14 protein-coding genes are annotated in these 23,841 nt (G+C 71.4%); 13 read left to right on the forward strand and 1 reads right to left on the reverse strand.

Annotated elements, in window-relative coordinates; translation table 11 throughout:
- The first annotated feature begins 187 nt into the window (after window positions 1–187).
- From ACFYOU_RS33130 to ACFYOU_RS33180, 11 genes are all read left to right on the forward strand, one after another.
- Entirely contained in the window at window positions 188–5,428 is a 5,241-nt protein-coding gene (locus ACFYOU_RS33130; protein WP_391310986.1) for an SDR family NAD(P)-dependent oxidoreductase, read from the forward strand.
- A complete protein-coding gene (locus tag ACFYOU_RS33135; RefSeq protein ID WP_391310989.1) occupies window positions 5,418–6,176 on the forward strand; it encodes an alpha/beta fold hydrolase in 759 nt (252 codons plus the stop codon). The genes ACFYOU_RS33130 and ACFYOU_RS33135 overlap by 11 nt, the downstream gene beginning before the upstream one ends.
- A gap of 51 nt (window positions 6,177–6,227) precedes the next feature.
- Window positions 6,228–6,464, forward strand: a complete 237-nt coding sequence (locus ACFYOU_RS33140; protein WP_391310991.1) for an MbtH family NRPS accessory protein — start codon at window positions 6,228–6,230, stop codon at window positions 6,462–6,464.
- Window positions 6,461–7,606: a histidinol-phosphate transaminase gene (locus ACFYOU_RS33145; protein ID WP_391310993.1), complete on the forward strand. Its 1,146-nt coding sequence runs from the start codon at window positions 6,461–6,463 to the stop codon at window positions 7,604–7,606. Before ACFYOU_RS33140 ends, ACFYOU_RS33145 begins: the two co-directional genes overlap by 4 nt.
- 148 nt (window positions 7,607–7,754) lie before the next feature.
- A complete protein-coding gene (locus tag ACFYOU_RS33150) occupies window positions 7,755–8,237 on the forward strand; it encodes a DNA-binding protein (RefSeq protein ID WP_391310995.1) in 483 nt (160 codons plus the stop codon).
- Window positions 8,227–9,237 carry an ATP-binding cassette domain-containing protein gene (locus tag ACFYOU_RS33155; protein ID WP_391310997.1) on the forward strand — a complete coding sequence of 337 codons (1,011 nt, stop codon included), beginning with the start codon at window positions 8,227–8,229 and terminating at the stop codon, window positions 9,235–9,237. The genes ACFYOU_RS33150 and ACFYOU_RS33155 overlap by 11 nt, the downstream gene beginning before the upstream one ends.
- Complete coding sequence (locus ACFYOU_RS33160; protein ID WP_389768173.1) at window positions 9,234–10,067, forward strand: ABC transporter permease; 834 nt, start codon at window positions 9,234–9,236, stop codon at window positions 10,065–10,067. Before ACFYOU_RS33155 ends, ACFYOU_RS33160 begins: the two co-directional genes overlap by 4 nt.
- Window positions 10,068–10,199: 132 nt before the next feature.
- Window positions 10,200–11,411, forward strand: coding sequence for a cytochrome P450 (locus ACFYOU_RS33165; RefSeq protein WP_391310999.1), 1,212 nt, complete (start codon window positions 10,200–10,202; stop codon window positions 11,409–11,411).
- A gap of 383 nt (window positions 11,412–11,794) precedes the next feature.
- Window positions 11,795–14,200, forward strand: coding sequence for a nitric oxide synthase oxygenase (locus ACFYOU_RS33170; RefSeq protein WP_391311001.1), 2,406 nt, complete (start codon window positions 11,795–11,797; stop codon window positions 14,198–14,200).
- A 21-nt stretch (window positions 14,201–14,221) separates the two neighbouring features.
- Window positions 14,222–15,337, forward strand: coding sequence for a tryptophan dimethylallyltransferase family protein (locus ACFYOU_RS33175; protein WP_391311011.1), 1,116 nt, complete (start codon window positions 14,222–14,224; stop codon window positions 15,335–15,337).
- A 55-nt stretch (window positions 15,338–15,392) separates the two neighbouring features.
- Window positions 15,393–15,908 (forward strand): hypothetical protein, encoded by a 516-nt coding sequence (locus ACFYOU_RS33180; protein ID WP_391311004.1) that lies wholly within the window; start codon window positions 15,393–15,395, stop codon window positions 15,906–15,908.
- 78 nt (window positions 15,909–15,986) lie between these two features.
- Here ACFYOU_RS33180 and ACFYOU_RS33185 read toward each other — a convergent pair whose 3' ends face one another.
- Window positions 15,987–16,877, reverse strand: coding sequence for a TIGR03621 family F420-dependent LLM class oxidoreductase (locus ACFYOU_RS33185; protein WP_389768181.1), 891 nt, complete (start codon window positions 16,875–16,877; stop codon window positions 15,987–15,989).
- 213 nt (window positions 16,878–17,090) lie between these two features.
- Between ACFYOU_RS33185 and ACFYOU_RS33190 the strand changes: the two genes are divergently transcribed.
- Window positions 17,091–18,290, forward strand: a complete 1,200-nt coding sequence (locus tag ACFYOU_RS33190; RefSeq protein WP_391311007.1) for a cytochrome P450 — start codon at window positions 17,091–17,093, stop codon at window positions 18,288–18,290.
- A gap of 116 nt (window positions 18,291–18,406) precedes the next feature.
- Window positions 18,407–23,841: amino acid adenylation domain-containing protein (locus ACFYOU_RS33195; RefSeq protein ID WP_391311009.1), on the forward strand; the 5,435-nt coding region annotated here is incomplete at its 3' end.

Here is a 23,841-nt window from a genome sequence, read left to right on the forward strand (position 1 = left end):
TGGGGTGTTGCCGCGGACGTTGCATGTGGTGGAGCCGGTGGGTGGGGTGGAGTGGGGTGGGGTTCGGTTGTTGACGCGGGAGGTTGCGTGGGAGGCGGTGGAAGGGAGGCCGCGGCGGGCGGGTGTGTCTTCGTTCGGGATCTCGGGGACCAACGCGCACGTCATCCTCGAAGAACCCCCTGCCGATGTGTCCTCTCCCACGGGCACCGACGTGCGGAACCACCCCGCAGGCGCGGACGCAGGAGACGACCCGACGCGCACGGACGCGGGCGACCGCTCCGCAGCCGGCCGCCGGAGCGGCGCGCTGCCGCTGGTGCTGTCCGCGAAGACGCCGACGGCCCTGCGCACCCAGGCCCGCCGCCTCCATGACCTGCTGAGCGGGCCGTCGGGGTCGCAGCACCTGCCGGACGGCGCCCCGACCGCCCCCTCCATCGCGGCGGTCACCTACACCACCGCCCGTGTCCAGTCCGGCTTCGACCACCGCGCGGCGCTCGTCGACGAGGACGGGACCGCTCTCCTCGACGCCCTCGCCGCACTGGCCGAGGACCGCCCGGCAGCCGCGCTGTCACGGGGCGTGGCGGGCCCCGTCGACGGGCGCCGGGTCTTCATGTTCGCCGGGCAGGGCACCCAGCGGCCCGGCATGGGCCGGCAGTTGTACGAGCGGTTCCCTGCGTACGCGGAGGCGTTCGACGCGGCGTGTGCCGCCTTCGACCCGCACCTGGAACGGCCGCTGGCCCCCGTCACCTTCGCGGAGCACGCCAGCGCCGAGGCGGCACAACTGCACCGCACCGCCTTCACCCAGCCCGCGCTGTTCGCCACCGAGTACGCACTGTCCGAGCTCTTGCGCTCCTGGGGCGTGCGGCCGGACATCGTGCTGGGACACTCCGTCGGCGAACTGGTCGCCGCGCACGTCGCGGGCGTCCTCTCCCTCGAAGACGCCGCCGAACTCGTCGCGGCCCGGGGCAGGTTGATGCAGTCGCTGCCGTCGGGCGGCGCGATGGTCGCGGTACGGGCGGGCCTCGCGGACGTCGAACCGCTGCTCGCCTCCCTGGACGACGTGGTGGGGATCGCGGCCGTCAACGGCCCCCGGTCGGTCGTCGTCTCCGGCGCGAGCGACGCGGTGTCGTCCGTGGTCACCCGACTGAAGGCGGCCGGGCACCGGACCACGGCGCTCACGGTCAGCCACGCCTTCCACTCGCCCCTCATGACGCCGGTGCTGACCGAGTTCCGGGAGATCGCGGCGGGGCTGACGTACCGGCGGCCGGTCCTGCCGCTCGTCTCGAACGTGACCGGCCGGACGGCGAAGGCGGCGGAGCTGATGTCGCCCGACTACTGGGCGGAGCACATACGGCGCCCGGTCCGCTTCGCCGACGGCATCGCCACCGCCCGCGCGGAAGGCGGGCGCCACTTCGTGGACGTCGGCCCCGACGGCACGCTGTCGTCCATGGCGTCGGCGGTCCTCACCGGCCTCCCCGAGGACCCCGAGCGGGACGAGGAGTACGGCCGTGCCGTCGTGGTGCCGGTGCTGCGCGGCGCCCGTGACGAGGCACGGACGGTGGCGGACGGACTGGCGGCCGGGTTCGCCGCCGGCCTCGACGTGGACTGGCCGGCCGTGGCCATCGCCTGGGGCGGTGAACTGACCACGCTGCCGACCTACCCCTTCGAACGCCGGCGGTACTGGCTCGACCCGACTCCGTCGGCGGAAGCAGGCGCTGCGCGCACCACGGACCACCCCGTGCTGGACCGCCCGCTGGACCTGCCGGACAGCCGTGAACTGGTCTGGTCCGGGCGGCTGGACCCCGCCGTACTCCCCTGGCTGGCCGACCATGTGGTGGCCGGTCAGGCCCTGGTGCCGGGCGCCGTGCTCGCCGAACTGGCCTGCCGGGCGGCCCGCGAGGCGGGGTGCCCCCGGGTGGAGGAACTGGTCCTCGTCAGCCCTCTCGTCCTGCCCGACCGGGCGGCGGTCGAACTCCGCGTGGTGGCACGCGCCGCGGACGGCTCCGGACGTCGCCCCTTCACCGTCCACGCGCGCACGTCCGGTGACCTCGACCCCACCTGGCAGCTCAAGGCCACCGGTGTACTGGCCGGCGTCCCGGACGGCTCCGCCGCCCCGGTCCCGTCGGTGACCTGGCCGCCGCCCCACGCCGAGCCCCTGCCGCTGCACCCGGAGGGCGACTACGCCCGCCTCGCCGCCCGCGGGCTGGCGTACGGGCCGGCCTTCCGGGGACTGCGCGCCCTGTGGCGCACGGCCGACGGCATCTGCGCCGAACTCGCAGCGCCCGCGCCCATCGCCTCGCAGACCACGCTCTTCGGCCTGCACCCCGCCCTGCTGGACGCCGCCCTGCACCCGATCGAACTGTTCGGCCTCGCGGGCGGTTCCCCCGCGTCCGGTGTCCCCGCCCCGGGTGTTCGTGTCCCCTTCACCTGGCGCGACATGACCCACCACGCACGCCCCAGCACTGCGCGGGTGAGGGTCCGGCTGACGGCCGTGGGACGGGACGAGGTCGCCTTGGAGCTGTCCGACACGGACGGCAACCCGGTCCTGTCGGTCGGCGGCCTGGCCCTGCGCTCGCCGTCGACGGCGGACGACAGCCGGCTGCGACACCTGCGCTGGACGACGGTCGACCCACGCTCCGGGGACGAGGGCGGTGACGGGACCGGGGAGCGGCCCGACGACTCCGCGCGGCCCGACCGGCTCGCGGTGGTCGTTCCCGGCGGCGCCACGACCACCCGCGAACCCCAGCACGCCCCGCCCGCCCTGCACGCCCTGGATGCTCTGAACGCTTTGGACGCCGAGCGCCGTGTCGACGTCGCCGAACTGGTCCGACGGGCCCCCGGGGGAGTACCCGGCACGGTGGTGGTCCCCTGCCCGTCGGGCACGATGGACGAGGTCCGTGAGGTGACCGCCGGCGTGCTGGCCGTCGTACAGGAGGTACTGGCCGAACCGGCGCTCGCCCGGTGCGGGATCGCCCTGCTGACCAGCGGCGCGGTCGGCACCGCCGACGACGACCCGGTGACGGACCCCGTGGCCGCCGCCGTATGGGGACTCGCCCGGTGCGCGCAGCAGGAGGAGCCGGGACGGATCCGACTGGTGGACGTCGACGGGAGCGGGGAGTCGACGCAGTCGCTCGCCCGGGCCCTGCGGTCAGGCCTCCCCCAGGTCGCCCTCAGGAAGGGCGAGTGGTTCACCCCGGAGCTCACCCCCACGACCGGCGGGTTGCTCGACGCGCCGTCCGGCGACGGGAGCTGGCGGCTGGACTTCGTCGGCCGCGGCACCCCTGACGACCTGGCCCTCGTGGAGTGGCCGGAGGCCGACGCACCCCTCGGCGAGGGCAAGGTCCGCGTGGCGCTGCACGCGGCCGGCGTCAACTTCCGCGACGTGCTGCTGACGCTGGGCGTCGTCGAGCCCGGCGCCGGCGTGCCCGAGGGCGAGGAGCGGCAGAGCGTGGAGGGCGCCGGCGTGGTCGTCGAGGTCGGCCCCGGAGCCGGCCGGCTGCGCCCCGGGGACCGGGTCATGGGCCTCTTCGACGGGATCGGACCGGTCTCGGTCACCGATGCGCGGCTGCTCGCGCCCGTCCCGGCGCACTGGTCGTTCGCCGAGGCGGCCGCCGTGCCGGTGGCGTTCCTCACCGCGCACCACGGCCTCGTCGAGCTCGGCGGGCTCCGCGCCGGGGAACGCGTGCTCATCCACACGGCGACCGGTGCGGTCGGCTTCGCGGCTCGCCAACTCGCCCTGCATGCGGGGGCGGAGGTCTTCGCCACCGCAAGCCCGGCGAAGTGGCCCGTCCTGCGGGACGCGGGCATCGACTCCGACCACATCGCCTCCTCCCGCGACGACGCCTTCGAGACGTCCTTCCGCACCGCGTCCGACGGGGCGGGCATGGACGTGGTGCTCAACTCGCTCGCCGGACCGCTCACCGATGCGTCGCTGCGGCTCCTGGCGCCGGGCGGCCGGTTCCTGGAGATGGGCAAGACGGACCGGCGCGACCCCGCGGAGGTGGCCGCCGCGCACGACGGCGCCGCGTACACCGTCTTCGACATCCGGCAGGCCGGGCCCGACGGCATCCAGCGGACGCTGGCCGACCTCCTGCCCCTCTTCGAGGACGGCACGTTGACGCCGCCGCCGCTCACGGTGCGCCATGTGCGCGACGCCCCCGCCGCCTACCGGTACCTCGCCGAAGCACGGCACGTGGGCAAAGTGGTCCTCACCGTCCGCGACTTCGACACCGACCGTGCGGTGCTGATCAGCGGCGGTCTCGGCACGCTCGGTGCGCTCGTCGCCCGACATCTCGTGACGCGGCACGCGGTTCGGGACCTCGTACTGATCGGGCGACGCGGCGAGGCGACCCCCGGCAGCGCCGAACTGGTCGAAGAGCTGCGCGGATCGGGGGCCCGGGTCACCGTCGCCGCGTGCGACGCGGGCGACCGGGAAGCCCTGGCGGCGCTCCTGGACGAGCTGTCCGGACGCGGCGTCCGCATCGGCTCGGTGGTGCATGCCGCGGGCCTGACACGGGACGCGCCGATCGGCTCGCTGACCGCGGGCGCCGTGGCCGAGGTGCTCCGGGCCAAGGCGGTCGCCGCCCTGAACCTGCACGAGCTGACCGCGGACCTCGGCCTCTCGTCCTTCGTCCTGTTCTCCTCGGTGGCCGGCGTGACCGGCTCGGCCGGCCAGGGCAACTACGCCGCGGCCAACGCCTTCCTGGACGCCCTGGCCGAACACCGCCGGGCCCGGTCGCTGCCCGCGCTGTCCATCGCCTGGGGGCTGTGGGAGCCGGCGAGCGGCATCACCGGGCGGCTGCGCGCCGAGGACCACGACCGGCTCGCCCGTCAGGGCATCCGCGCACTGTCCAAGGAGCGGGGGCTGGCCCTCTTCGACGAGGCCCTCGCCACCGCGGCACCCGTCGCGGTCGCGGCCCGCCTCACCACGCCCCCGCCCGCCGCCCGGTCGCACACCGCCGCGCCGGCGGACGGGAACACCCCCGCGGAGACGAACGGCGCCGGGACCGCCGGGCCGCCCGGGGCCGTCCGCCGTGGGTCGCTGCTCGAACTGGTGCGGGCGGAAGCCGCCTCCGTGCTCGGACACGACTCACCGGAGGACGTCGCGCCGGAAGCGCTCTTCCCCCAGCTCGGCTTCGACTCGCTGGAAGCGATCGAACTGCGCAACCGCATCGTCGCCGCGACCGGCGTGCCGCTGCTGTCCACCCTCATCTACGATTTCCCGTCCCCGAAGGCATTGGCGGGCCATCTACGGGAAGAACTGCCGGACTGGTCCGACGGCGACCGCCCCCCGAACGGAAAGGGAAAGACGAACGGAATGGGGAACCGTCAGCGAACGGAAGACGACGAGGGCACGGAAAACGACGAGGACACGGAAACCGACGACGAAAAGGGAATCGGCGACCTGCGGGGGGCGGACCATGAGCACTGATGCGCGCGGCTGGACGATGTCCTTCAATCCGGGCCGGGACGCACGGTTCCGCCTGGTCTGCTTTCCGCACGCGGGCGGTTCCGCCGGCTCCTTCTTCCCACTGGTGCGCGCCGCGCCGCCCGGCCTGGAGGTGGTCGGCGTGCAGTACCCGGGACGACAGTGGCGCCGCACGGAACCGGCCGTCACCGACATCCACGCACTGGCACGCGGCGCGGCCGACGCCCTGCTGGCCGAGCGGGACCTGCCGACGGCCGTCCTCGGCCACAGCATGGGCGCGCTGGTCGCCTTCGAGACGGTACGGCTGTGGCAGCAGGAGCGGCCGGGAGCGGTCGGGCACCTCTTCGCCTCCGGCAGTCGCGCACCGTCCCGCCCGCGCGAGGAGGACCGACGGGCGCGCTGGACCGACGAGCGGATCATCGCCGAGCTGCGCGCCCTGGGCGGCACCGGCGACCGCCTGATCTCCGACCGGGAGGCGCTGCAACAGGCCCTGCCGGCGCTGCGGGACGACTACCGCGCGCTGGCCGCCTACCGGCCCTCGCCCGGCGCGCGCGTCAAGGTGCCGCTCACCGTGCTCGTGGGGCGCGAGGACCCGAAGGCGGGGCCGGAGCACGCCGCCCACTGGCGTCCGCACACCGACGCCGCCTTCGAATTCAGGGTCCTCCCCGGCGGTCACTTCTTCCTCGACGAGAACGCTGCGGAACTACTGGACCTCGTGCAGTTCAGCCTTGTGATGCCACCCCACCCGTGAGAGCCTTTTCGACGCCATCGAAAAGAAAGCACGAAGAGAATCGGAGAGGCGATGTCTAATCCGTTCGAGGACGAAAACGCCGCGTACGTCGTACTGATCAACGACGAACTCCAGCATTCGCTGTGGCCGGTGATCGTCGACGTGCCCGACGGCTGGCACGTGGTGTTCGGTGAGGCCCCGAAGGCCGCGTGCCTGGACTACGTGGACCAGCACTGGACGGACATGCGTCCCAAGAGCCTGGTGGACGCGATGAGCGCGGCGGCCGGCGCCGAGGACCGCACCGGATGATCGCCCCGTCCGGCCCGGACCGTCCGCCCACGGCCGGGCCGCGGGTCCGGACGGACCTGGACGGCCTGCCGCTCTTCCGGGGAAGCGCCGCCGGAGCCGCAATGATCGGCCTGGACTGCAACGAATCGCCGTTCGCGCCGCCCGCCGCCGTGCAGGCCGCGCTGTCCGGCGCGGTCCAGGGCTTGAACCGCTACCCCGACCACTCGTCCGCCGAGCTCGTCGCCCGGCTCGCCGAACGCCACGGAGTGCCGCCCGCCACCCTCTGCCTGGGGCCGGGGTCGGTGGGTCTGTGCGTGCAACTGATCCAGATCGCCTGTGCGGCGGGCGACGAAGTGATCGTCCCCTGGCGCTCGTTCGAGGTCTATCCGTCCCTCGCCGCCACGGCGGGCGCGGTGGTGCGCCGGGTCCCGCTGACCGCGGAGCACGCCCTCGACCTGCCGGCGATGGCCGCGGCGATCTCCGACCGCACACGGCTGGTGTTCGTCTGCTCGCCCAACAACCCTACGGGGACGTCCGTGTCCCGGTCGGCCGTGGAGCGCTTCCTCGCCGCCGTGCCGCCGGACGTCCTGGTGGTCCTCGACGAGGCGTACGCGGAGTTCACCGAGCGAGAGGCCGACCCGCTCGACGGGTTCGCCCTGGTGCGCGACCGGTTGCGGCAGGGGCGCACCAACGTGGTCGCGCTGCGCACCTTCTCCAAGGCGTACGGGCTGGCCGGGCTACGGATCGGCTACTGCCTGTCCGCCCCGCCGGTGGCCGAACTGCTGGGCAGGGTCGCGGTGCCGTACGCGGTCGGCTCCCTCGCCCAACGGGCCGCGGTCGCCGCGCTGGACTGCGAGCGGGAAGTGCGGGAGCGCTGCCGGCACCTCGTCGACGAGCGGGAGCGGGTCCGGTCCGCTCTGCTCGACGCGGGCCGGGACGTGCCGGTCAGCGGCGCCAACTTCCTCTGGCTGCCGATCGGTTCGGCTGCCGAGGTCTTCGCCGCGCACTGTCGTGAGCACCGGATCCTGGTCAAGGCGTTCCCCGGTGAGGGAGTGCGGGTGACGGTCGGCACGGCCGCCGAGAACGACGCCTTCCTGGCCGCGGCGGCACGCTTCGCCCCCGCCGGCGCGTACGGGGCCGCCCGGCCGACGCCGCTCGGTTGACGAGACGCGTCGCGGATCCGCGGACGAAGCGGTCCGGTCCCGGACGGCACGTGTCCCGCGCTCCTCTGTTCCTCCGTTCCGGTGACTTCACCCGCTGGTTTTCAACTTCAAGTTGACAACCGTTGGTTGATGTCGCCAGGCTCCTTCCATGACCGATCATGCGGAGGGGCTCGACGCCCTGAACCGTGCCGAAGATCCCGACCACGCCCGGGCCCGTCGGGAGCACGTGGCGCTGCGGCACGTGGCCGAGCGCCTGGCCGCCGTCGAACGGCCGGAGCCGGCCGACCCGCCGGCCCGTCTCACCGCTCAGGAGGCCGTCCACCTCATCGCCTCCTGGGCCGCCGGCGGGCGGGCCACCGACGCGCCCGAGATGGACCGGACCGACATCATGGCGGCCCTGACGCTGCTCCCGCGCGCCCGCGCCGACTTGGACGTACTGGAGGCGAGCCTGCTGTTCGTCGCCCGGGACATGGGCCTGACCTGGCAGGACGTGGCCTACGGCCTCGGTCTCCGGTCCCCCCAGGCGGCGCAGAAGCGGGCCGGACGCGGTACCCAGAGCACGGGCCAGACCGCACCGTTGCGGCCCCAGACCCCAGCCGCAAGCGACCCCAAGGGTGAATGTGAGCACTGAACTCGCGGTCGAGACCGTCGGCATGGTGAAGTCCTTCGGGACCACCAAGGCCGTCGACGGCCTCGACCTGTCCGTCCCGGCCGGCGCCGTCTACGGAGTCCTCGGACCCAACGGCGCGGGCAAGACCACGACCCTGCGCATCCTGGCGACCCTGCTCGCCCCCGACGCGGGCAGCGCTCGGGTCTTCGGTCACGACGTCGTCCGCGAAGCGAACCGCGTACGGGAACGGGTCAGCCTCACCGGCCAGTTCGCCAGCGTCGACAACGACCTCACCGGCCTGGAGAACCTGCTGCTGCTCGCCCGGCTGCACGGATACCGCTCCACGGCCGCCCGGGAGCGCGCACGCGACCTGCTGGAGGCGTTCGACCTGGCCGAGGCCGCCGACCGCCCGGCCCGCGGCTACTCCGGCGGAATGCGCCGCCGGTTGGACGTGGCCGCCGGGCTCATCGTCCGACCCCAGCTGATGTTCCTCGACGAGCCGACCACGGGACTCGACCCCCGCAGCCGCAACGAGGTCTGGGCCATCATCCGGGCGACCGTCGAGCGCGGTACGACCGTCCTGCTCACCACCCAGTACCTGGAAGAGGCCGACCAACTCGCGCAGCGCGTCGCCGTCATCGACCACGGCAAGCTGGTCGCCGAGGGCACCCCCGGCGAGCTGAAGTCCTCGGTGGGCCGCGGCTCGCTGCGCGTCGAACTGACGCACCCCGGCGACCTGCCGGAGGCGAGCCGCATCCTCGTCGACGCCCTGGGCGTGCCCACCGAGACCACCGGCCCGGCCCAACTCACCGCGCGGGGCACCGATCCCCGGAGCGTGGCGCGCGCCCTGGGCGAACTCACCCGCACCATCGAGGTCGACGACTTCGCCCTGGACCGACCCAGCCTGGACGAGGTGTTCCTCGCGCTGACCGGGCGGCCCCCCACCTCCGAGGTGCCCGCCGCCCGCAAGCCGGGCCGCAAGTCCGGCCGCAAGCCCGCCACGAACGAGGAGAACCGATGACGACCGCCGCGCGCCCGATCGAGGCGGAGGAGAGGCTGCATCGGGTCCTCGGCGAGGACACCCGCCCCCAGCAGCGCCCCGGAGCGCTGTCCACGTCGCTCACCATGGGCTGGCGGGCCCTGGTGAAGATCAAGCGCTCGCCGGGACAGTTGTTCAACGCGACCATCACCCCGGTGATGTTCACGCTGATCTTCACCTACCTCTTCGGCGGCGCCATCTCCGGCAGCAGCAGCGAGTACCTCCAGTTCCTGCTGCCCGGCATCCTCGTGCAGGGCGTGCTGTTCATCTCCACGCAGACCGGCGTGGCCCTCACCACCGACCTCCAACAGGGCATCTTCGACCGCTTCAAGTCGATGCCGATCTGGCGGCCGTCCCCGCTGACCGGCGCCCTGATCGGCGACGTGGTGCGCTATGCGATCTCGTCGGTGGTCGTGGTCGCCGTCGGTCTCGCCCTGGGCTTCCGGCCCGACGGCGGACTGCTCGGCGTCACCGGCGGCGTACTCCTCGCCGTCCTCTTCGGCTTCTGCGTCTCCTGGATCTGGACCTTCCTCGGCCTGGTGCTGCGCACCCCGCAGGCCGTCTCCGCGCTCGGGATGCTGCTGCTGTCGCTCCTGACCTTCGCCAGCAACATCTTCGCCGAGCCGGCCACCATGCCCGGCTGGCTGAAGGCGTTCGTCGACATCAACCCCATCGGGTACGTGGTCACCGCCAGCCGCTCCCTCATGAACGGGGACGGCACGGCCGACCTCGGTCCCGCCCTCATCTCCTGCGCGGTGCTGCTGGTCGTGTTCGTGCCGCTCAGCCTGCTGCGCTACAACAAGAGCGAGTAACGGAGCCGGCGGGAATTCAGCCCGCCAAACGGCGTTCCCCTCGTATTTTTGAACGTTTGCCGCCGGTGGAGACCGTGGATAACATCATCTCCACCGCACCGGAAATCGTCCAAATTTTATTGGGGGAGCGCCGTGCTCAACAGTGATAATTCCCGGGTCGACGTCCCCGAGATCGCGATGATCGACCCCGAGGTACTCCGCGACCCGATTTCCGCCTATGGGAGGGCGAGGGAGCAGACCCCCATCGTGCGCCTCATGGCGCCGGGATTCGGATCGATATGGGCGGTCACCCGCCATAGCGACGCCAAGGCCGTACTGGGCGACCCGCGCCTCGCCATGACCGCCGACAGCTGGAACCAGCGGATCCCGGACGACGTACGGCCCTACATGCTGACCATGTCGCACATGGACGGCGTCGACCACGGCCGGCTGCGCAAGCTCGCCGTACGGGCCTTCACCGCGCGTCGCGCGGCCGCCCGCCGCGACATGATCCGGGAGAGCGCCGACCGGCTCCTCGACACCCTGCCCGGCCTCGCCGAAGACGGCACCGTCGACCTCCTGAAACACTTCGCCCAGCCGCTGCCCACCTTCGTGGTCGGCGAGGTCATGGGCATCCCCGCGCAGGACCGGCCCCTGTGGCGCGCCTACGTCGCCCGGATCAGCTCCGGGGGCCAGAGCTACGACGAGGCCCTGCGCGATGCCATCGAGGGCGCCAAACGGGTCGTCGCACTGCGGCGCGAGGAGCCCGGCGACGACCTGGTCTCCGACCTTCTGCGGGCCCAGGACGAGGATGCGGACCGGATCAGCGACACCGAGCTGATCACCATGGTGTGGCACACCGTCTTCGCAGGTCAGGACAATCTCGCGAACTTCATCGCCAACTCCGTGGTGGCCCTCCTCTCCCATCCGGAACAGCTCGCCGCCCTGCGCGCCGACCGGTCCCTGCTGCCCCGGGCCGTGGAGGAGCTGATGCGGTGGCGGCCCCCGCTGCTGCTGACCGCGATCCGCTACGCCCTGGAGGACTTCGAGCTGTGCGGCGCGCAGGTGCGCGCCGGGGACTCCGTGGTGGCGGTGATCGCCTCCGCCAACCGCGACCCCCGCGTCTTCGACGACCCCGACACGCTCGACATCACCCGGCCCGCCGGCGCCGCGGTCCAGTTCGGCTTCGGTCACGGAGCGCACTACTGCATCGGCGCCTCCCTGGCCGCCGTCGAGGCGGAGACGGCGCTCGACGCCCTGCTGAGCCGCTTCCCCGACCTCGCGCTCGCCGTACCGCCCGAGGAGGTGCCGCGACTGCCCAACCCCGGCAGCTGGCACCTCACCGCACTCCCGGTCACCCTCTGAGCTCTCCCCGCCCCCGAGCCCCCGTCCCCGAGTGCTCCGCCTCCGAGCCCCCGGCCCCGAGTGCTCCGCGGAAATCGGCTCACGAAATCACTCGACGAAGCACGGGCCGATGACGCACTGCCCAAGTGTTCGAGTGCTTTGTTGACGACGGTCGGGCCGAACCATAGATTGACGACTGCCCGAATTTCCCGCCTCCCGATAAACAATTCGATGCAGCACTCCCGAGATTCCTGAGAGTGCGGGGAGGCATCGTGGAGAAGCGGACCATGCGGGGAGGTGAACCGATATGCGTTACCTGCACTGAAAGTAGAGCTGAGAGCGTATGGCCGTAGCCCGGCATGGTCACACCTGCCGGGCTACGGCACCGTTGACGGGGGTTGCGCATGACAGGGCCCGCACACATCGACGCAGCGGACCTCGACATACCAGGCTTGATCGCACGCGCCGATGAATTCATCCGGCTGTACAGCGCGGAGAACGTCGTCGACCGCCCGCCGGCCGACCGCATGGCCGAGATCCGCCGCGAGATCCGCCAGCGCGGCACCTATGCGCACACCACCGGCGAACTGACCTTCGGCGCCAAGGTCGCCTGGCGCAACAGCAGGCGCTGCATCGGCCGCCTGTACTGGCCCGGCCTCGTCGTACACGACCTGCGACACCTGCGGACGGCCGAGGACATCCACCACGCGTGCGTCGAACACCTGCGGACGGCCTTCAACGGCGGCCGGATCCGCCCCACGATCAGCGTCTTCGCAGCCGACGGACCCGACGGCACGGGACCGCGCATCCACAACCCGCAGCTCATCCGCTACGCCGGCTACCGCGGTCCCGACGGCCGCGTCACCGGCGACCCCGCGTCCGCCGACCTCACCGACCGCGCCCGCGCCCTCGGCTGGCCCGGCGGCCCGGGCACCCGCTTCGACGTCCTGCCGCTGCTCGTCCAAGAACCGGGCGGAGCGCCCCGGCTCTTCGACCTCCCGCCCGACGCCGTGCGGGAGGTACCGCTGCACCACCCCGACCACGACTGGTTCGCCGACCTCGGCCTGCGCTGGCACGCCCTGCCCGTCATCTCCGACATGGTGCTGGAGATCGGCGGCGTACGGTACGGCGCCGCCCCCTTCAACGGCTGGTACATGGGAACGGAGATCGGCGCCCGCAACCTCGTCGACACCGAGCGCTACGACCTGCTGCCCGAGATCGCCGACCGGCTGGGCCTGGACCGCAGCAGTGACAGGACCCTGTGGAAGGACCGGGCGCTGGTCGAGCTGAACGTGGCGGTGCTCTGGTCGTTCGAGCGGGACGGCATCACCGTCACCGACCACCACACCGAGTCGGAACGGTTCCTGCGCCACCTGCGCCGCGAGGAGAAGGCCGGCCGCAGCGTGCCCGCCGACTGGTCCTGGATCGTGCCCCCGCTCTCGGGCGGGGTGACCCCCGTCTTCCACCGCTACTACGACGACCACCAGTCGTCGCCCTCGTTCCTGCACGCACCGGCCCCCGGCCGCTGCCCGGTCACCGGACACGCTCCGGCGACCGCCGCGAGGCCCACGGACCGGACCCACAGCCGCCCGTCAGCGGCGTCGGCGCCAACACCGGAGACAGCCGTGACCGTATCGCCCGCCCCTGAGGCCACCGACCCCCTGTTCAGCCCCCTCGACCCCGCGGTGCTCGCCGACCCCTACCCGGTCTACCGGCGGCTGCGCGAAGCCCAGCCGGTCTACTGGCACGCGGGCATCGACTCCTGGCTGCTGACCCGGCACGCCGACTGCACGGCGATCCTGCGCGACTCCGCCCGGTTCAGCACCGACTTCCGGAAGATCGGCATCCCGACCCCGCCGACCCTGCTCAGCCTCCAGACCCTCGACCCGCCCGACCAGACCCCGCTGCGCCACCTCGGACTCGACGCGGTCCGCGCGCAGGACCTCGACGCGCTGCGCAAGGAACTCGCGACCTTCGCCGACCAGTTGCTCGAAGAGCAGGCGGGCAGGCCGTCCTTCGACTTCATCCAGGACTACGCCGACGTGTTCACCCTGCGGGCCATCACCCGGTTCATCGGTGTCGAACCACCCGAGACCGACGAGGCGTTCGCCCGCTTCAACGACGACCTCGACCACAGCATGGACGCGCAACTCGACCCCGACGCGGAGGAACCCGGACTGCGCGCCCGCGCCCACTTCAACGACCTGGTCCGCACCTGGCTCGCCGACCCCGGCCCGCACGGCGTCCTGCCCGAGGTGGTGCGCCGCCTGCCCGGTTCCGGCGTCGAGGCCGACGACGTACTGGTCAACTCCGTACGCGCCTTCTTCCACGCGGGGTTCGAGGTCCCCAGCCGCTTCCTCGGCAACGCCGTGGAAGCCCTGCTGGCCACCCCCGACGCGTGGGAGTCCCTGGTACGCGGCGACGTCGACCTCGACACCGCCGTCGAGGAACTGATCCGGTACGTCGGCCCGGTGCAGGCCCTGGCCCGCGCCTGCACCGAGGACACCGAACTGGGCGGGGTCACCATCAGGAGCGGCCAGGTGGTGACCGCGCTGATCGGCGCGGCCAACCGCGACCCCGAACGGTTCCCCGACCCCGAGACGCTGAGGCTGGACCGCAAGCCCAACAACCACCTGGGCTTCGGTCGGGGCGCACACTCCTGCCTCGGCCTCAACCTCGCCCGGATCGAGGCACAGGTGACGCTCGACGCCCTGCTGCGGCACCCCGGTCTCCACACGGCGGGCGAACCGGTGGTGCGGCCCAACGGCACGCTGCGCGGCCTGTCCCGGCTGCCGCTCGCACTCGGCTGACCCGAAGGAGTGGCGGTGGCGATGGAGAAGGTGAGCGGGAGCAGCGAGGCGGACCCCGGGCCGGCCCCGTCGGCCAGGGTCGCGGGCGCGGCACGCCTGGCCCGGTTGGCGTCCGCCCTCGGCCTCGGTGGCCGAAGCGGCGTGTGCGTGGACGCCTTCGGCGCCATGACGGGCTCCTGGGGCACGGCCGAGGCCGCGCACCTGCCCGAGTCCGACGTGTCGTCCGACGGGTCGCCGATGGAGTTCGCGATCGGCCTCGACGACGACCCCGCGCTGCAGTTCGCGGTGGAGGCCCTGCGCCCCGGGGACGGCCTGGTGGACCGGGTCGTCTCCGCCCGCGCCACGATGGCCGGCCTGGTCCGCAGGTACGGAACGGACGGGCGACGGTTCGCGCAGGTCGCCGACCTGTTCCTGCCCGAGAAGCCGGCCGTCGAGCACGTCGCAATGTTCGGCGCCGAGGTGCGACGGCAGGGGGACGCCCAGTTCAAGGTCTGGTTCTACCCCGCCGTCGGCGGGCCCGACCGGGCCGCGGAGCTGTGCGAACGGGGCCTGGCCGCCGTCGGCCTCGGCGCGGCCTGGCCCGCGGTGACCGCGCACATGGCGCGCGGCGAGCGCCTCGACCGGCCGGTGATGTTCTCGCTCGACCTCTCGGCGGACCCCGAGGCGCGCGTCAAGCTGTACTTCCGGCACTACGCCACCGATGCCGACGGCCTCGCCGAACTCATGGCGCCCTACCCGGGGTTCGCGGCGGGCCCCGTGCGACGGTTCTGCGGGACGATGCTGCCCGAGGCGGCCGCCGACCTCTCCGCCCAACCCCCGGTCACCTGCCTGTCGTTCACCGGGGCGGATCCCACCAGGGTCGGCGGGGCGACCGTCTACCTCCCCATGTGGACCTACGCCCCGGACGACGAAGCGGTACGCCGCCGGATGACGACGGCGCTGGCCGCCTGTGACCGTTCCTCCGGCCTCTACGAGCGGGCGCTGCGCGAGGTGGCGTCCCGCCCGCTCGCCGCGGGCCGGGGCATCCACAACTACGCGGCCTGGCGGCCGGGTCCCGGCCGTCCCCGGCTCAAGGCGTACTTCTCGCCCGAACTGCGGCACACGGACCCGAAGGCGCGCTACGCCCTCGACGGATAGGAACGACCGCGGAAAGGGCTGCCCCGTCGCTGACCGCATGCCATAATCGGGCCTCGTGTATGAGCCTGTGGTCGACGTGTGGAAACGGTACTCGGGACTGGTGGACCGGCCCGGCACCCCCTGGCGCGTTCCGTCGGGGGTGCTGGCGGAAATCCATACCCGTTTCGGACAACTCGACATGCTGATGGAATCCATCGTGTCGGTTCTGGACTCGTCCTGGGCATCGACGGACGAAAAGCAGACCGTCGCCGAAGAACGTCGGGAATTCCTTCGGGCATGGGACTGGGCGTCGGTGTACACCGACGCCTTCTACTTCTTCGGCTGGCGCACGGTCGACCTGCTCAACGGCACCGTGGGCGGCCCCCTGCCCCGTCTCGAACCGGTCCGGCCGGCCGGCCTCCTCGCCGTCCGCGACGTCCTCCACGAGCACCCCGAGGGCCAGGGCGCCTACTACCGGCACGGTCTTGAGTTCCGCGACGAGGCCCTGGAGAAGATCAGCCGCGCCGCGGACCTGCTCGCGGCCGACGGCGACGGCTCGCAGCCGGACGGTACGGAGCCCGGCGGGCGGTGACGGCACGCCTCCCGGGCCGGTGCGCACACGCTGCCGGGCGGGCAGGGGGCCCGCCCGCCCGGCACCTGGACCGCACCGTCACTTCAGCATCTCGACGACCGGTGCGAACGCCTCCAACCACGGCTCCAGGACCACGACGTAGCTGAGGCCGAACCGCTCCCGGTACTCCGTCAGCCGATCCGCGATCTCCCGCTGCGACCCGATCAGCCACGCCGGCGTCGCGAGCAGCTGCTCGGGGGTGAAGTGGGCCAGCGGATGCCGCGCCCACTCCTCGGCGGTGCCCCGCGGATCGTCCGTGACGATCACCTGCTGCACCAGCAGGTTCAGTTCCACCTCCGCGATCCGCGCACCCAACTGCTCGCGGACCAGCGCCACCCGCTCGCCCAACTCCTCAGGGCTCGCCAGCTGCGGGAACTCCCCGCGCCCCAGGAAGATGCCGGTGAAGCCGATGATGTCGGCGTGTTCGGCGGCCAGCCGCAGCACCCGGTCGCCGTTGCCGGCCACCAGCAGCGGCGGACCGCCGGGCTGCACCGGCTGCGGTGCGTGGTCCGGGTTCACCATCAGCCCGCGCAACTCCTTCACCGTGCGCTCCAGCTGGCTGACGCGTTCACCGGCGGACGGGAACGGCACCCCGTCCGAACCGGTGCCCTCCCGGATCGAGCCCGCCGCCAGCCCCACCTCCAGACGGCCCTCGGTCAGCAGGTCGGCGGTGGCCGCCTCCCGGGCCAGCAGCACCGGGTTGTGGAACGCGGCGTTGAGGACGAAAGTGGTCACCCTGATCCGCTCGGTGGCCTCGGCCGCCGCCACCAGGGCGGGGAACGGGGCCGGCGCGCCCAGATGGTCCGGCACGCCCAGCACATCGAACCCCAAGGCCTCCACCTTGCGGGACTTTTCTGCCCATTCACGCCGCGGCGCAGGCGTGACGAGATTGACGCCGAAACGGAACGGCCGATTCTCGGGAAGAGTCATGGGGCGACGTTAGCAGCGGAGCCGGAACCCGAAAACGAAAGCACCTTTCGTCCACGACCAACATTCCGACAGCAGCTGTTCAAATTCGGCAATCTTGACACCGGCAAGGTCCGTGATCGAGTCTCAGGACGAATGTCACTTGCCTTGTTTCCTTCATCATGCGGGGAGAAGGGGTTTTTCGTGCGCCCAGAGCAAGAACACGCCAAAACCACCATGGGAAATACGACACCGGCCCCGCCCTATTCCCAGGACGACGGAAAAGCCCTCCAGGACTGGTTCGGCGTCATGCGGGACGAACACCCCGTCCACCAGGACCCCGTGACCGGCGCCTGGATGGTGCTCCGGTACGCCGACGTCGTCACCGCCAGCCTCGACCACGCCACGTACTCCTCCGAACTGTGGCGGGCCTACCCGGCCGAGTGGGGCAAGGGAGACGCCTGGGGCCAGGGCCGACTCACCGAAATGGACCCGCCCCGACACCGACTGCTGCGCGCACTGATCGGCAAGGCGTTCAACCAACGGACGGTCGCCGGCCTCGCCCCGGAGATCGAAGCCACCGTGGAACGCCTGCTGGACGCCGTGGACGGCAACCCCGAGATCGACGTGGCCCGCGATCTGGCCGACCCCCTGCCGGTCATGGTGATCGCCGAACTGATCGGACTCCCCTTCGCGGACCGCGAGTTGCTGCGCGGCTGGGCCGACCGGCTGCTCTCCTTCGAGGCGGGCGACCTGGCCGGCGAAGACCTCGTCAACGCGATCGACGCGGCGGGCGCCGAACTGCTCGACTACCTGCGCGAGCACTACCGGCTACGGCGCGCCGCCCCCAAGGACGACCTCTTCAGCAGGCTCGCACAGGCCGAGGTCGACGGTGAACGACTCACCGAGGAGGAGGTGATCAACATTGGGAAACTGCTGCTCATCGGCGGGCACGTCACCACCGCCTGCTCACTCGCCAGCCTCGTCTTCGAACTGCTGCGCCACCCCGACGCACTGACCGCCGTACGACAGGACCCGGGCCTGATACCGGCCGCCGTCGAAGAGTCGGTCCGCTACCGCCCCGCGGTACCGAACAGCCTGCGACTGACCACACGTGACACCGAACTGGGCGGAGTCGCCATCCCCGCCAAACAGTTCGTGTCGCTCTCCGCACTGTCGGCCAACCACGACGAGCGGCAGTTCGAAGACCCCGAGCGCTTCGACATCCACCGGCAGCACAACCAGCACGTCGGCTTCGGACAAGGCGTCCACTACTGCCTGGGCGCGCCCCTGGCCCGCACCGAGCTCCGGATCGCCCTGACGGCACTGCTGCGGCGGTTCCCCGTACTGGAGCGGACCGACGGCCCCCTCCAGTACTACCGGAACCCGAGCATCGCCGGACTCCGGTCCTTCCCGGTCGCCGTCGCACGAGGCTGACGGCCACCAGCGCCGACGACTCCCACCTCCCCGCCCGCCGCCACCGCCACCTCTCCACGTCCACCACAACTCCGCCGCGTCGCGCACCACTCGGACCCAGGGGCAGAAGAATTCACATGCGATACGTTGACGAGTCGAACACGAGCGGACGGTCCACGGACGGAAGCGGGCACCGAGGGGCGGCACCCGACCCCACCACGCTGCCGGACATCTTCGGGACCCGCGCGGCGCTGACCCCGCGGACCCTGGCCGTCAGCGCGGGCACCACCACTTGGACGTACGCCGAACTCGACGCGCACGCCAACCGCATCGCCTGGTGGCTCATCGGCCACGACCTGGGACCCGACGACCGGGTCGCCGTCGCCCTCCCGCGCAGCGCCGAACACGTCGCAGCCCTCCTCGGCATCATGAAGGCCGGCGCCGCCTACCTGCCACTGGACCCCGAGCAGCCCACCGAACGCCTCGCCCAACTGCTGCGGGACAGCGCGCCCGAAGCCGTCCTGCTCCACGGCGACCTCGCCCACCGCCTGCCCCCCGGCGACACCCGACCGCTCCTGTTCGACGCACCCGCCACCGGCGCCGCCCTCGCCGCCTGCCCCGCCACCGCCCCCCGCGACGGCGACCGCACCCGGCCGCTGCTCCCGAAGGACCTCGCCTACGTCATCCACACCTCCGGCTCCACCGGCACCCCCAAACCGGTCGGCGTCCCGCACACGGGCTTCGCCGCCCTCGTCGCCACGGCCGCCCACCACCAGACCACCGGCACCGGCTCCCGCGTGCTCCAACTGGCGCCCCCCACCTTCGACGTGGCGATCTGGGACCTGCTCACCACCTTCGCCGGAGGCGGCACCCTCGTCCTCCCCGAACACGGCCGACTCCTCGGCGAGGAACTCGCCGAGGTACTGGCCGACGAACGGATCACCCACATCACCCTGCCGGTCCCCGTGCTCGCCACCCTCCCCGTCGGCACCGAGTCCACGCTGCCCGACCTGCGCCGGGTGCACATCGGCGGCGAAAGCTGCCCGCCCGACCTGGTGCGCCGGTGGTCCGCCGACCACGAGTTGGTCAACGGCTACGGCACCACCGAATGCTCGGTCGCCACCACCCTGACCGCACCGCTCACCGCCCTCGACGGCGGCCCCGCGCAGGTCCCGATCGGGACACCGGTCGCGGAGGTCCAGGTGTTCGTCCTGGACGACGCGCTGGCCACGGTGCCCGCCGGCACGGCAGGGGAGCTGTACGTGACCGGCCCCGGCCTCGCACGCGGATACGTGGAGCTACCGGGCCTCACGGCGGAGCGGTTCGTGGCGTGCCCGTTCGACACGCCCGGCACCCGGATGTACCGCACCGGCGACGTCGTCCGCTGGAACACGGACGGACAGCTGGAGTTCCTGCACCGCGCGGACGACCAGCTGAAGATCCGTGGGTTCCGGGTGGAGCCGGGCGAGGTGGAGGACGCGCTGAGCCGACACCCCGCGGTGCAACAGGCCGTCGTGCTGCCCCTCACCCACACCACGGGCGACACCAGGCTCGTCGCCTACGCCGTCCCTGCCCCGGACGCCGAGGTGACCCCCGCGTCACTGCGCGCCGACCTCCAGGAGGTGCTTCCCGACCACCTCGTGCCGTCCGCCACCGTCCTGCTGGACGCGCTGCCGCTGACCCCGAACGGAAAGATCGACCGCGCCGCGCTCCCCGCCCCCGCGTACGACGGCACCGCCGCCCTGTCCCGCGCACCCCGCACGGAGGCCGAAGTCGTGCTCTGCGGTCTGTTCGGGGACGTTCTGGGGGTGTCGTCGGTCGGGGTGGACGACAGCTTCTTCGATTTGGGTGGGCACTCGCTGTTGGCGACGCGTTTGGTGAGCAGGGTTCGTCGTGTGATGGGTGTGGAGTTGTCGTTGCGGGTGTTGTTCGAGGAGCCGACGGTGGGGAGGCTGGTGCGGCATCTGGGTGGGGGGCAGGTGCGTCCGGTGTTGGAGGCGCGGTCGCGTCCGGAGTTGTTGCCGTTGTCGTACGCGCAGCAGCGGTTGTGGTTCCTGCACAAGCTGGAAGGTCCCTCGGCGACGTACAACATGCCGTTCGCCCTGCGCCTCACCGGTGACGTCGACCACGACGCGCTCGAAGCCGCCATCAACGACCTGGTCGTGCGGCACGAGCCGCTGCGCACCGTCTTCTCCGAAACCGCCGACGGACCCGTCCAACGCGTCCTGCCCGCGGACCGGGCACATCTGACGCTGCACACCGTCACCGTCGAGCAGCAACGCCTCGAATCGGAGATCCGCACCGCGGCCAGGCACCCCTTCGACCTCGCGGCCGACATCCCGGCCAAGGTGTGGCTCTTCCGGACCGAGGACGACCCGCACGCCACCGTCCTGCTTCTCGTGCTGCACCACATCGCGGGGGACGGGTGGTCGGCGGGCCCGCTGGCCCGGGACCTGGTGGCGGCGTATGCGGCCCGCTCGGACGGCGAGGCCCCGGCATGGACGAAGCTGCCCGTGCAGTACGCGGACTACACCGTCTGGCAGCACGAGGTACTGGGGGACGCGCACGACCCTGACAGCGAAGCGGTCCGACAGCTGGCCTACTGGCAGCGCCAGTTGGAGGGCGCGCCGGATGAGGCGACGGTGCCGGGTGACCGGCCGCGTCCCGCCTCGGCCTCGTACGAAGGCGGACTGGTACCCCTGGAGCTCGGAGCCGACCTGCACGCGGGACTACGGGACCTCGCGCGGTCCGCGGACGTGACACCGTTCATGGTGTTGCAGGCCGGGCTGGCCGCGTTGCTCTCGCGGCTGGGTGCGGGTTCGGACGTTGTGGTCGGTTCGCCGGTCGCGGGGCGGATGGACGAGGGCTTGGACGACCTGGTCGGCCTGTTCGTCAATACGTTGGTGGTGCGGACGGATGTGTCGGGTGATCCGTCGTTCGGTGAGTTGTTGGGGCGGGTGCGTGAGGGGTGCTTGGAGGCGTTTGCGCATCAGGATGTGCCGTTTGAGTTGGTGGTGGAGCGGTTGAATCCGGTGCGTTTGGGTGGTCGGCATCCGTTGTTCCAGGTGGCGTTGGTGTTGCAGAACAATGAGGAGGCGCGGTTTGAGTTGCCGGGTTTGGGTGTGCGGACGGAGTCGGTGGGGACGGGGACGGCGAAGTTCGATGTGACGGTGAGTGTGTCGGAGGTCTTCGACGAGGATGGTCGTCCGGCGGGGATGTCGGGGTTCATCGAGTACGCGACGGATCTGTACGACCGGGAATCCGCGGAGTTGTTCGGGGCGCGGTTGGTGCGGGTGTTGTCTGGTGCGGTTGCGGGGCCTGGTTCGCGGGTGGGTGAGCTTGATGTGTTGGGTGCGGGCGAGCGGGAGCGGCTGTTGGGTTGGTCGGCGAGTGGTGTCGCGCCTGCGTTGACTACGTTGCCCGACCTGTTTGTGGGGCGGGTGCGGGAGTGCCCGGATGCGGTGGCGGTGGTGTGTGGTGAAGAGAAATGGTCGTATGGGGAGTTGGGTGGGCGTGCTGCTCGGTTGGCTCGTTGGTTGCTTGGTCGGGGTGTGGGTCCTGGTGGTGTGGTGGCGGTTGCGGTGCCGGCGGGTGTGGAGCAGTTGGTTGCGGTGTTGGGTGTGGTGTTGGCGGGTGCTGCGTATGTGCCGGTGGATGTGGAGTATCCGGGGGCGCGGATCGGTTGGTTGTTGGAGGACGCACAACCGAGCCTGGTGCTGACTACACGTGCTGCTGTGGGGAGTTTGCCTGAGGGCTTGCCCGCGGAGGTCGTGCTTCTGGACGAGGTCGACACGGATCGATTCTCTGGTGCGGAGGTTACTGATGCCGATCGGGTGGTGCCGTTGTTGCCTTCGCATGTGGCGTATGTGATTTATACGTCGGGTTCGACGGGTCGTCCGAAAGGTGTGGCGGTCACTCACGCGGGTGTGGCGGGGTTTGCTGCGGGTTTGGTGGAGCGGATGGGTGTTGGTGCTGGTGGTCGTGTGTTGCGTACAGCGTCGTTGAGTTTTGATGCGTCGGTGTTGGAGTTGGTGTTGGCGTGGGGTTCGGGTGCGGCGTTGGTGGTGCCGGGGGGTTCTGGTTTGGCGGGGGTGGAGTTGGAGGAGGCTCTTGCGCGGGGTGGGGTGTCGCATGCGTTTTTGCCGCCGTCGGTGGTGGGGACGTTGCCGGAGGGTGCGTGGGATCGGTTGGGTGGTTTGGTGGGTTTGGGGGTGGGTGCGGAGGCGTGCCCGCCGGAGTTGGTTGCCCGTTGGGGTTCTGGTCGTCGGTTGGTGAATGCGTATGGTCCGACGGAGATCACGGTGGCTGCGGCGATTAGTGATCCGTTGGTGGTGGGTGGGGGTGTTCCGATTGGGCGGGCGGTTCCGGGGGCGGGGCTGTTCGTGCTGGACGAACGTCTCGGGTTTGTTCCCACAGGCGTGTCAGGGGAGTTGTACGTATCCGGTCCCGGTTTGGCGCGTGGGTACGCCGGCCGCCCTGGTCTGACCGCTGATCGTTTCGTGGCCAATCCCTTCGGTGGTGCGGGTGAGCGGATGTATCGGACGGGTGATCTGGTGCGTTGGGGTGTGGATGGTCAGCTTCGGTATGTGGGTCGTGCTGATGATCAGGTGAAGATTCGTGGTTTCCGTATCGAGCCGGGTGAGGTGCAGGCGGCGTTGGAGGCGGAGCCGGGTGTGTCCCAGGCTTTGGTGGTGGCTCGCCCGCACCACGACGACACCCGACTCGTTGCTTATGTCGTTCCTTCGTCGGTGGGTGCGGACGGTGCCACCGGGGAGCAGGTCGACGAATGGCGGGAGATCTACGACTCGGTTTACGGCCAGGCCGATTCGGAGGTTCTGGGGGAGGGGTTCGAGGGGTGGAACAGCTCGTACTCGGGTGAGCCGATCCCGTTGTCGGAGATGCGGGAATGGCGTCATGCGGTCGTGGAACGTATCCGTAGCTTCGGACCCCGCCGGGTGTTGGAGATCGGTGTTGGTTCCGGGTTGCTGTTGGGGCATGTGGCCGGGGATGTGGAGTCGTATTGGGCGACGGATTTTTCGTCGTCGGTGGTGGAGCGGTTGCGTGGTCAGGTGGAGGGTTTTGGTTGGGATCATGTGGTGGTGCGGTGCCAGGCTGCTGATGATGTGTCGGGGCTTGCGGTGGGTGGGTTTGACACGGTGATCATCAATTCCGTCGTGCAGTACTTCCCGGGTTGGGAGTATCTGGAGCGGGTGTTGGACCAGGCGTTCGGGTTGCTGGCTGAGGGTGGTCGGTTGATTGTCGGGGATGTGCGGCATCGGGGTTTGTTGCGGGCGTTCCAGACTGCTGTTCAGGTTCGTCAGGTGGGTGTGGAGGACACGGCTCGGTTGCGTGCGGCGGTTGAGCAGGCTGTGGTGACGGAGAAGGAGTTGTTGCTCGATCCGGGATTCTTCACTGCTTGGGCGGCTGGGCGGTCGGAGGCGGTGGGTGTGGATGTGCGGTGGAAGCGGGGTGTGGCACACAACGAGCTGACCCGACACCGCTACGACGTCGTCCTCCACAAGGCCCCTACCCAGCCGCTCTCGTTGTCTGGTGTGCCGGTACTCGCCTGGGG

This window comes from Streptomyces sp. NPDC005955 (genome assembly GCF_042871255.1).
Classification (GTDB): domain Bacteria; phylum Actinomycetota; class Actinomycetes; order Streptomycetales; family Streptomycetaceae; genus Streptomyces.

What these genes read in the sequence shown, in the direction of transcription:
- ACFYOU_RS33135 (WP_391310989.1), top strand. Translation starts at nt 5,418, where the DNA reads ATGAGCACTGATGCGCGCGGCTGGACGATGTCCTTCAATCCGGGCCGG.
- ACFYOU_RS33140 (WP_391310991.1), top strand. Translation starts at nt 6,228, where the DNA reads ATGTCTAATCCGTTCGAGGACGAAAACGCCGCGTACGTCGTACTGATC.
- ACFYOU_RS33145 (WP_391310993.1), top strand. Translation starts at nt 6,461, where the DNA reads ATGATCGCCCCGTCCGGCCCGGACCGTCCGCCCACGGCCGGGCCGCGG.
- ACFYOU_RS33150 (WP_391310995.1), top strand. Translation starts at nt 7,755, where the DNA reads ATGACCGATCATGCGGAGGGGCTCGACGCCCTGAACCGTGCCGAAGAT.
- ACFYOU_RS33160 (WP_389768173.1), top strand. Translation starts at nt 9,234, where the DNA reads ATGACGACCGCCGCGCGCCCGATCGAGGCGGAGGAGAGGCTGCATCGG.
- ACFYOU_RS33170 (WP_391311001.1), top strand. Translation starts at nt 11,795, where the DNA reads ATGACAGGGCCCGCACACATCGACGCAGCGGACCTCGACATACCAGGC.
- ACFYOU_RS33175 (WP_391311011.1), top strand. Translation starts at nt 14,222, where the DNA reads ATGGAGAAGGTGAGCGGGAGCAGCGAGGCGGACCCCGGGCCGGCCCCG.
- ACFYOU_RS33185 (WP_389768181.1), bottom strand. Translation starts at nt 16,877, where the DNA reads ATGACTCTTCCCGAGAATCGGCCGTTCCGTTTCGGCGTCAATCTCGTC.
- ACFYOU_RS33190 (WP_391311007.1), top strand. Translation starts at nt 17,091, where the DNA reads ATGGGAAATACGACACCGGCCCCGCCCTATTCCCAGGACGACGGAAAA.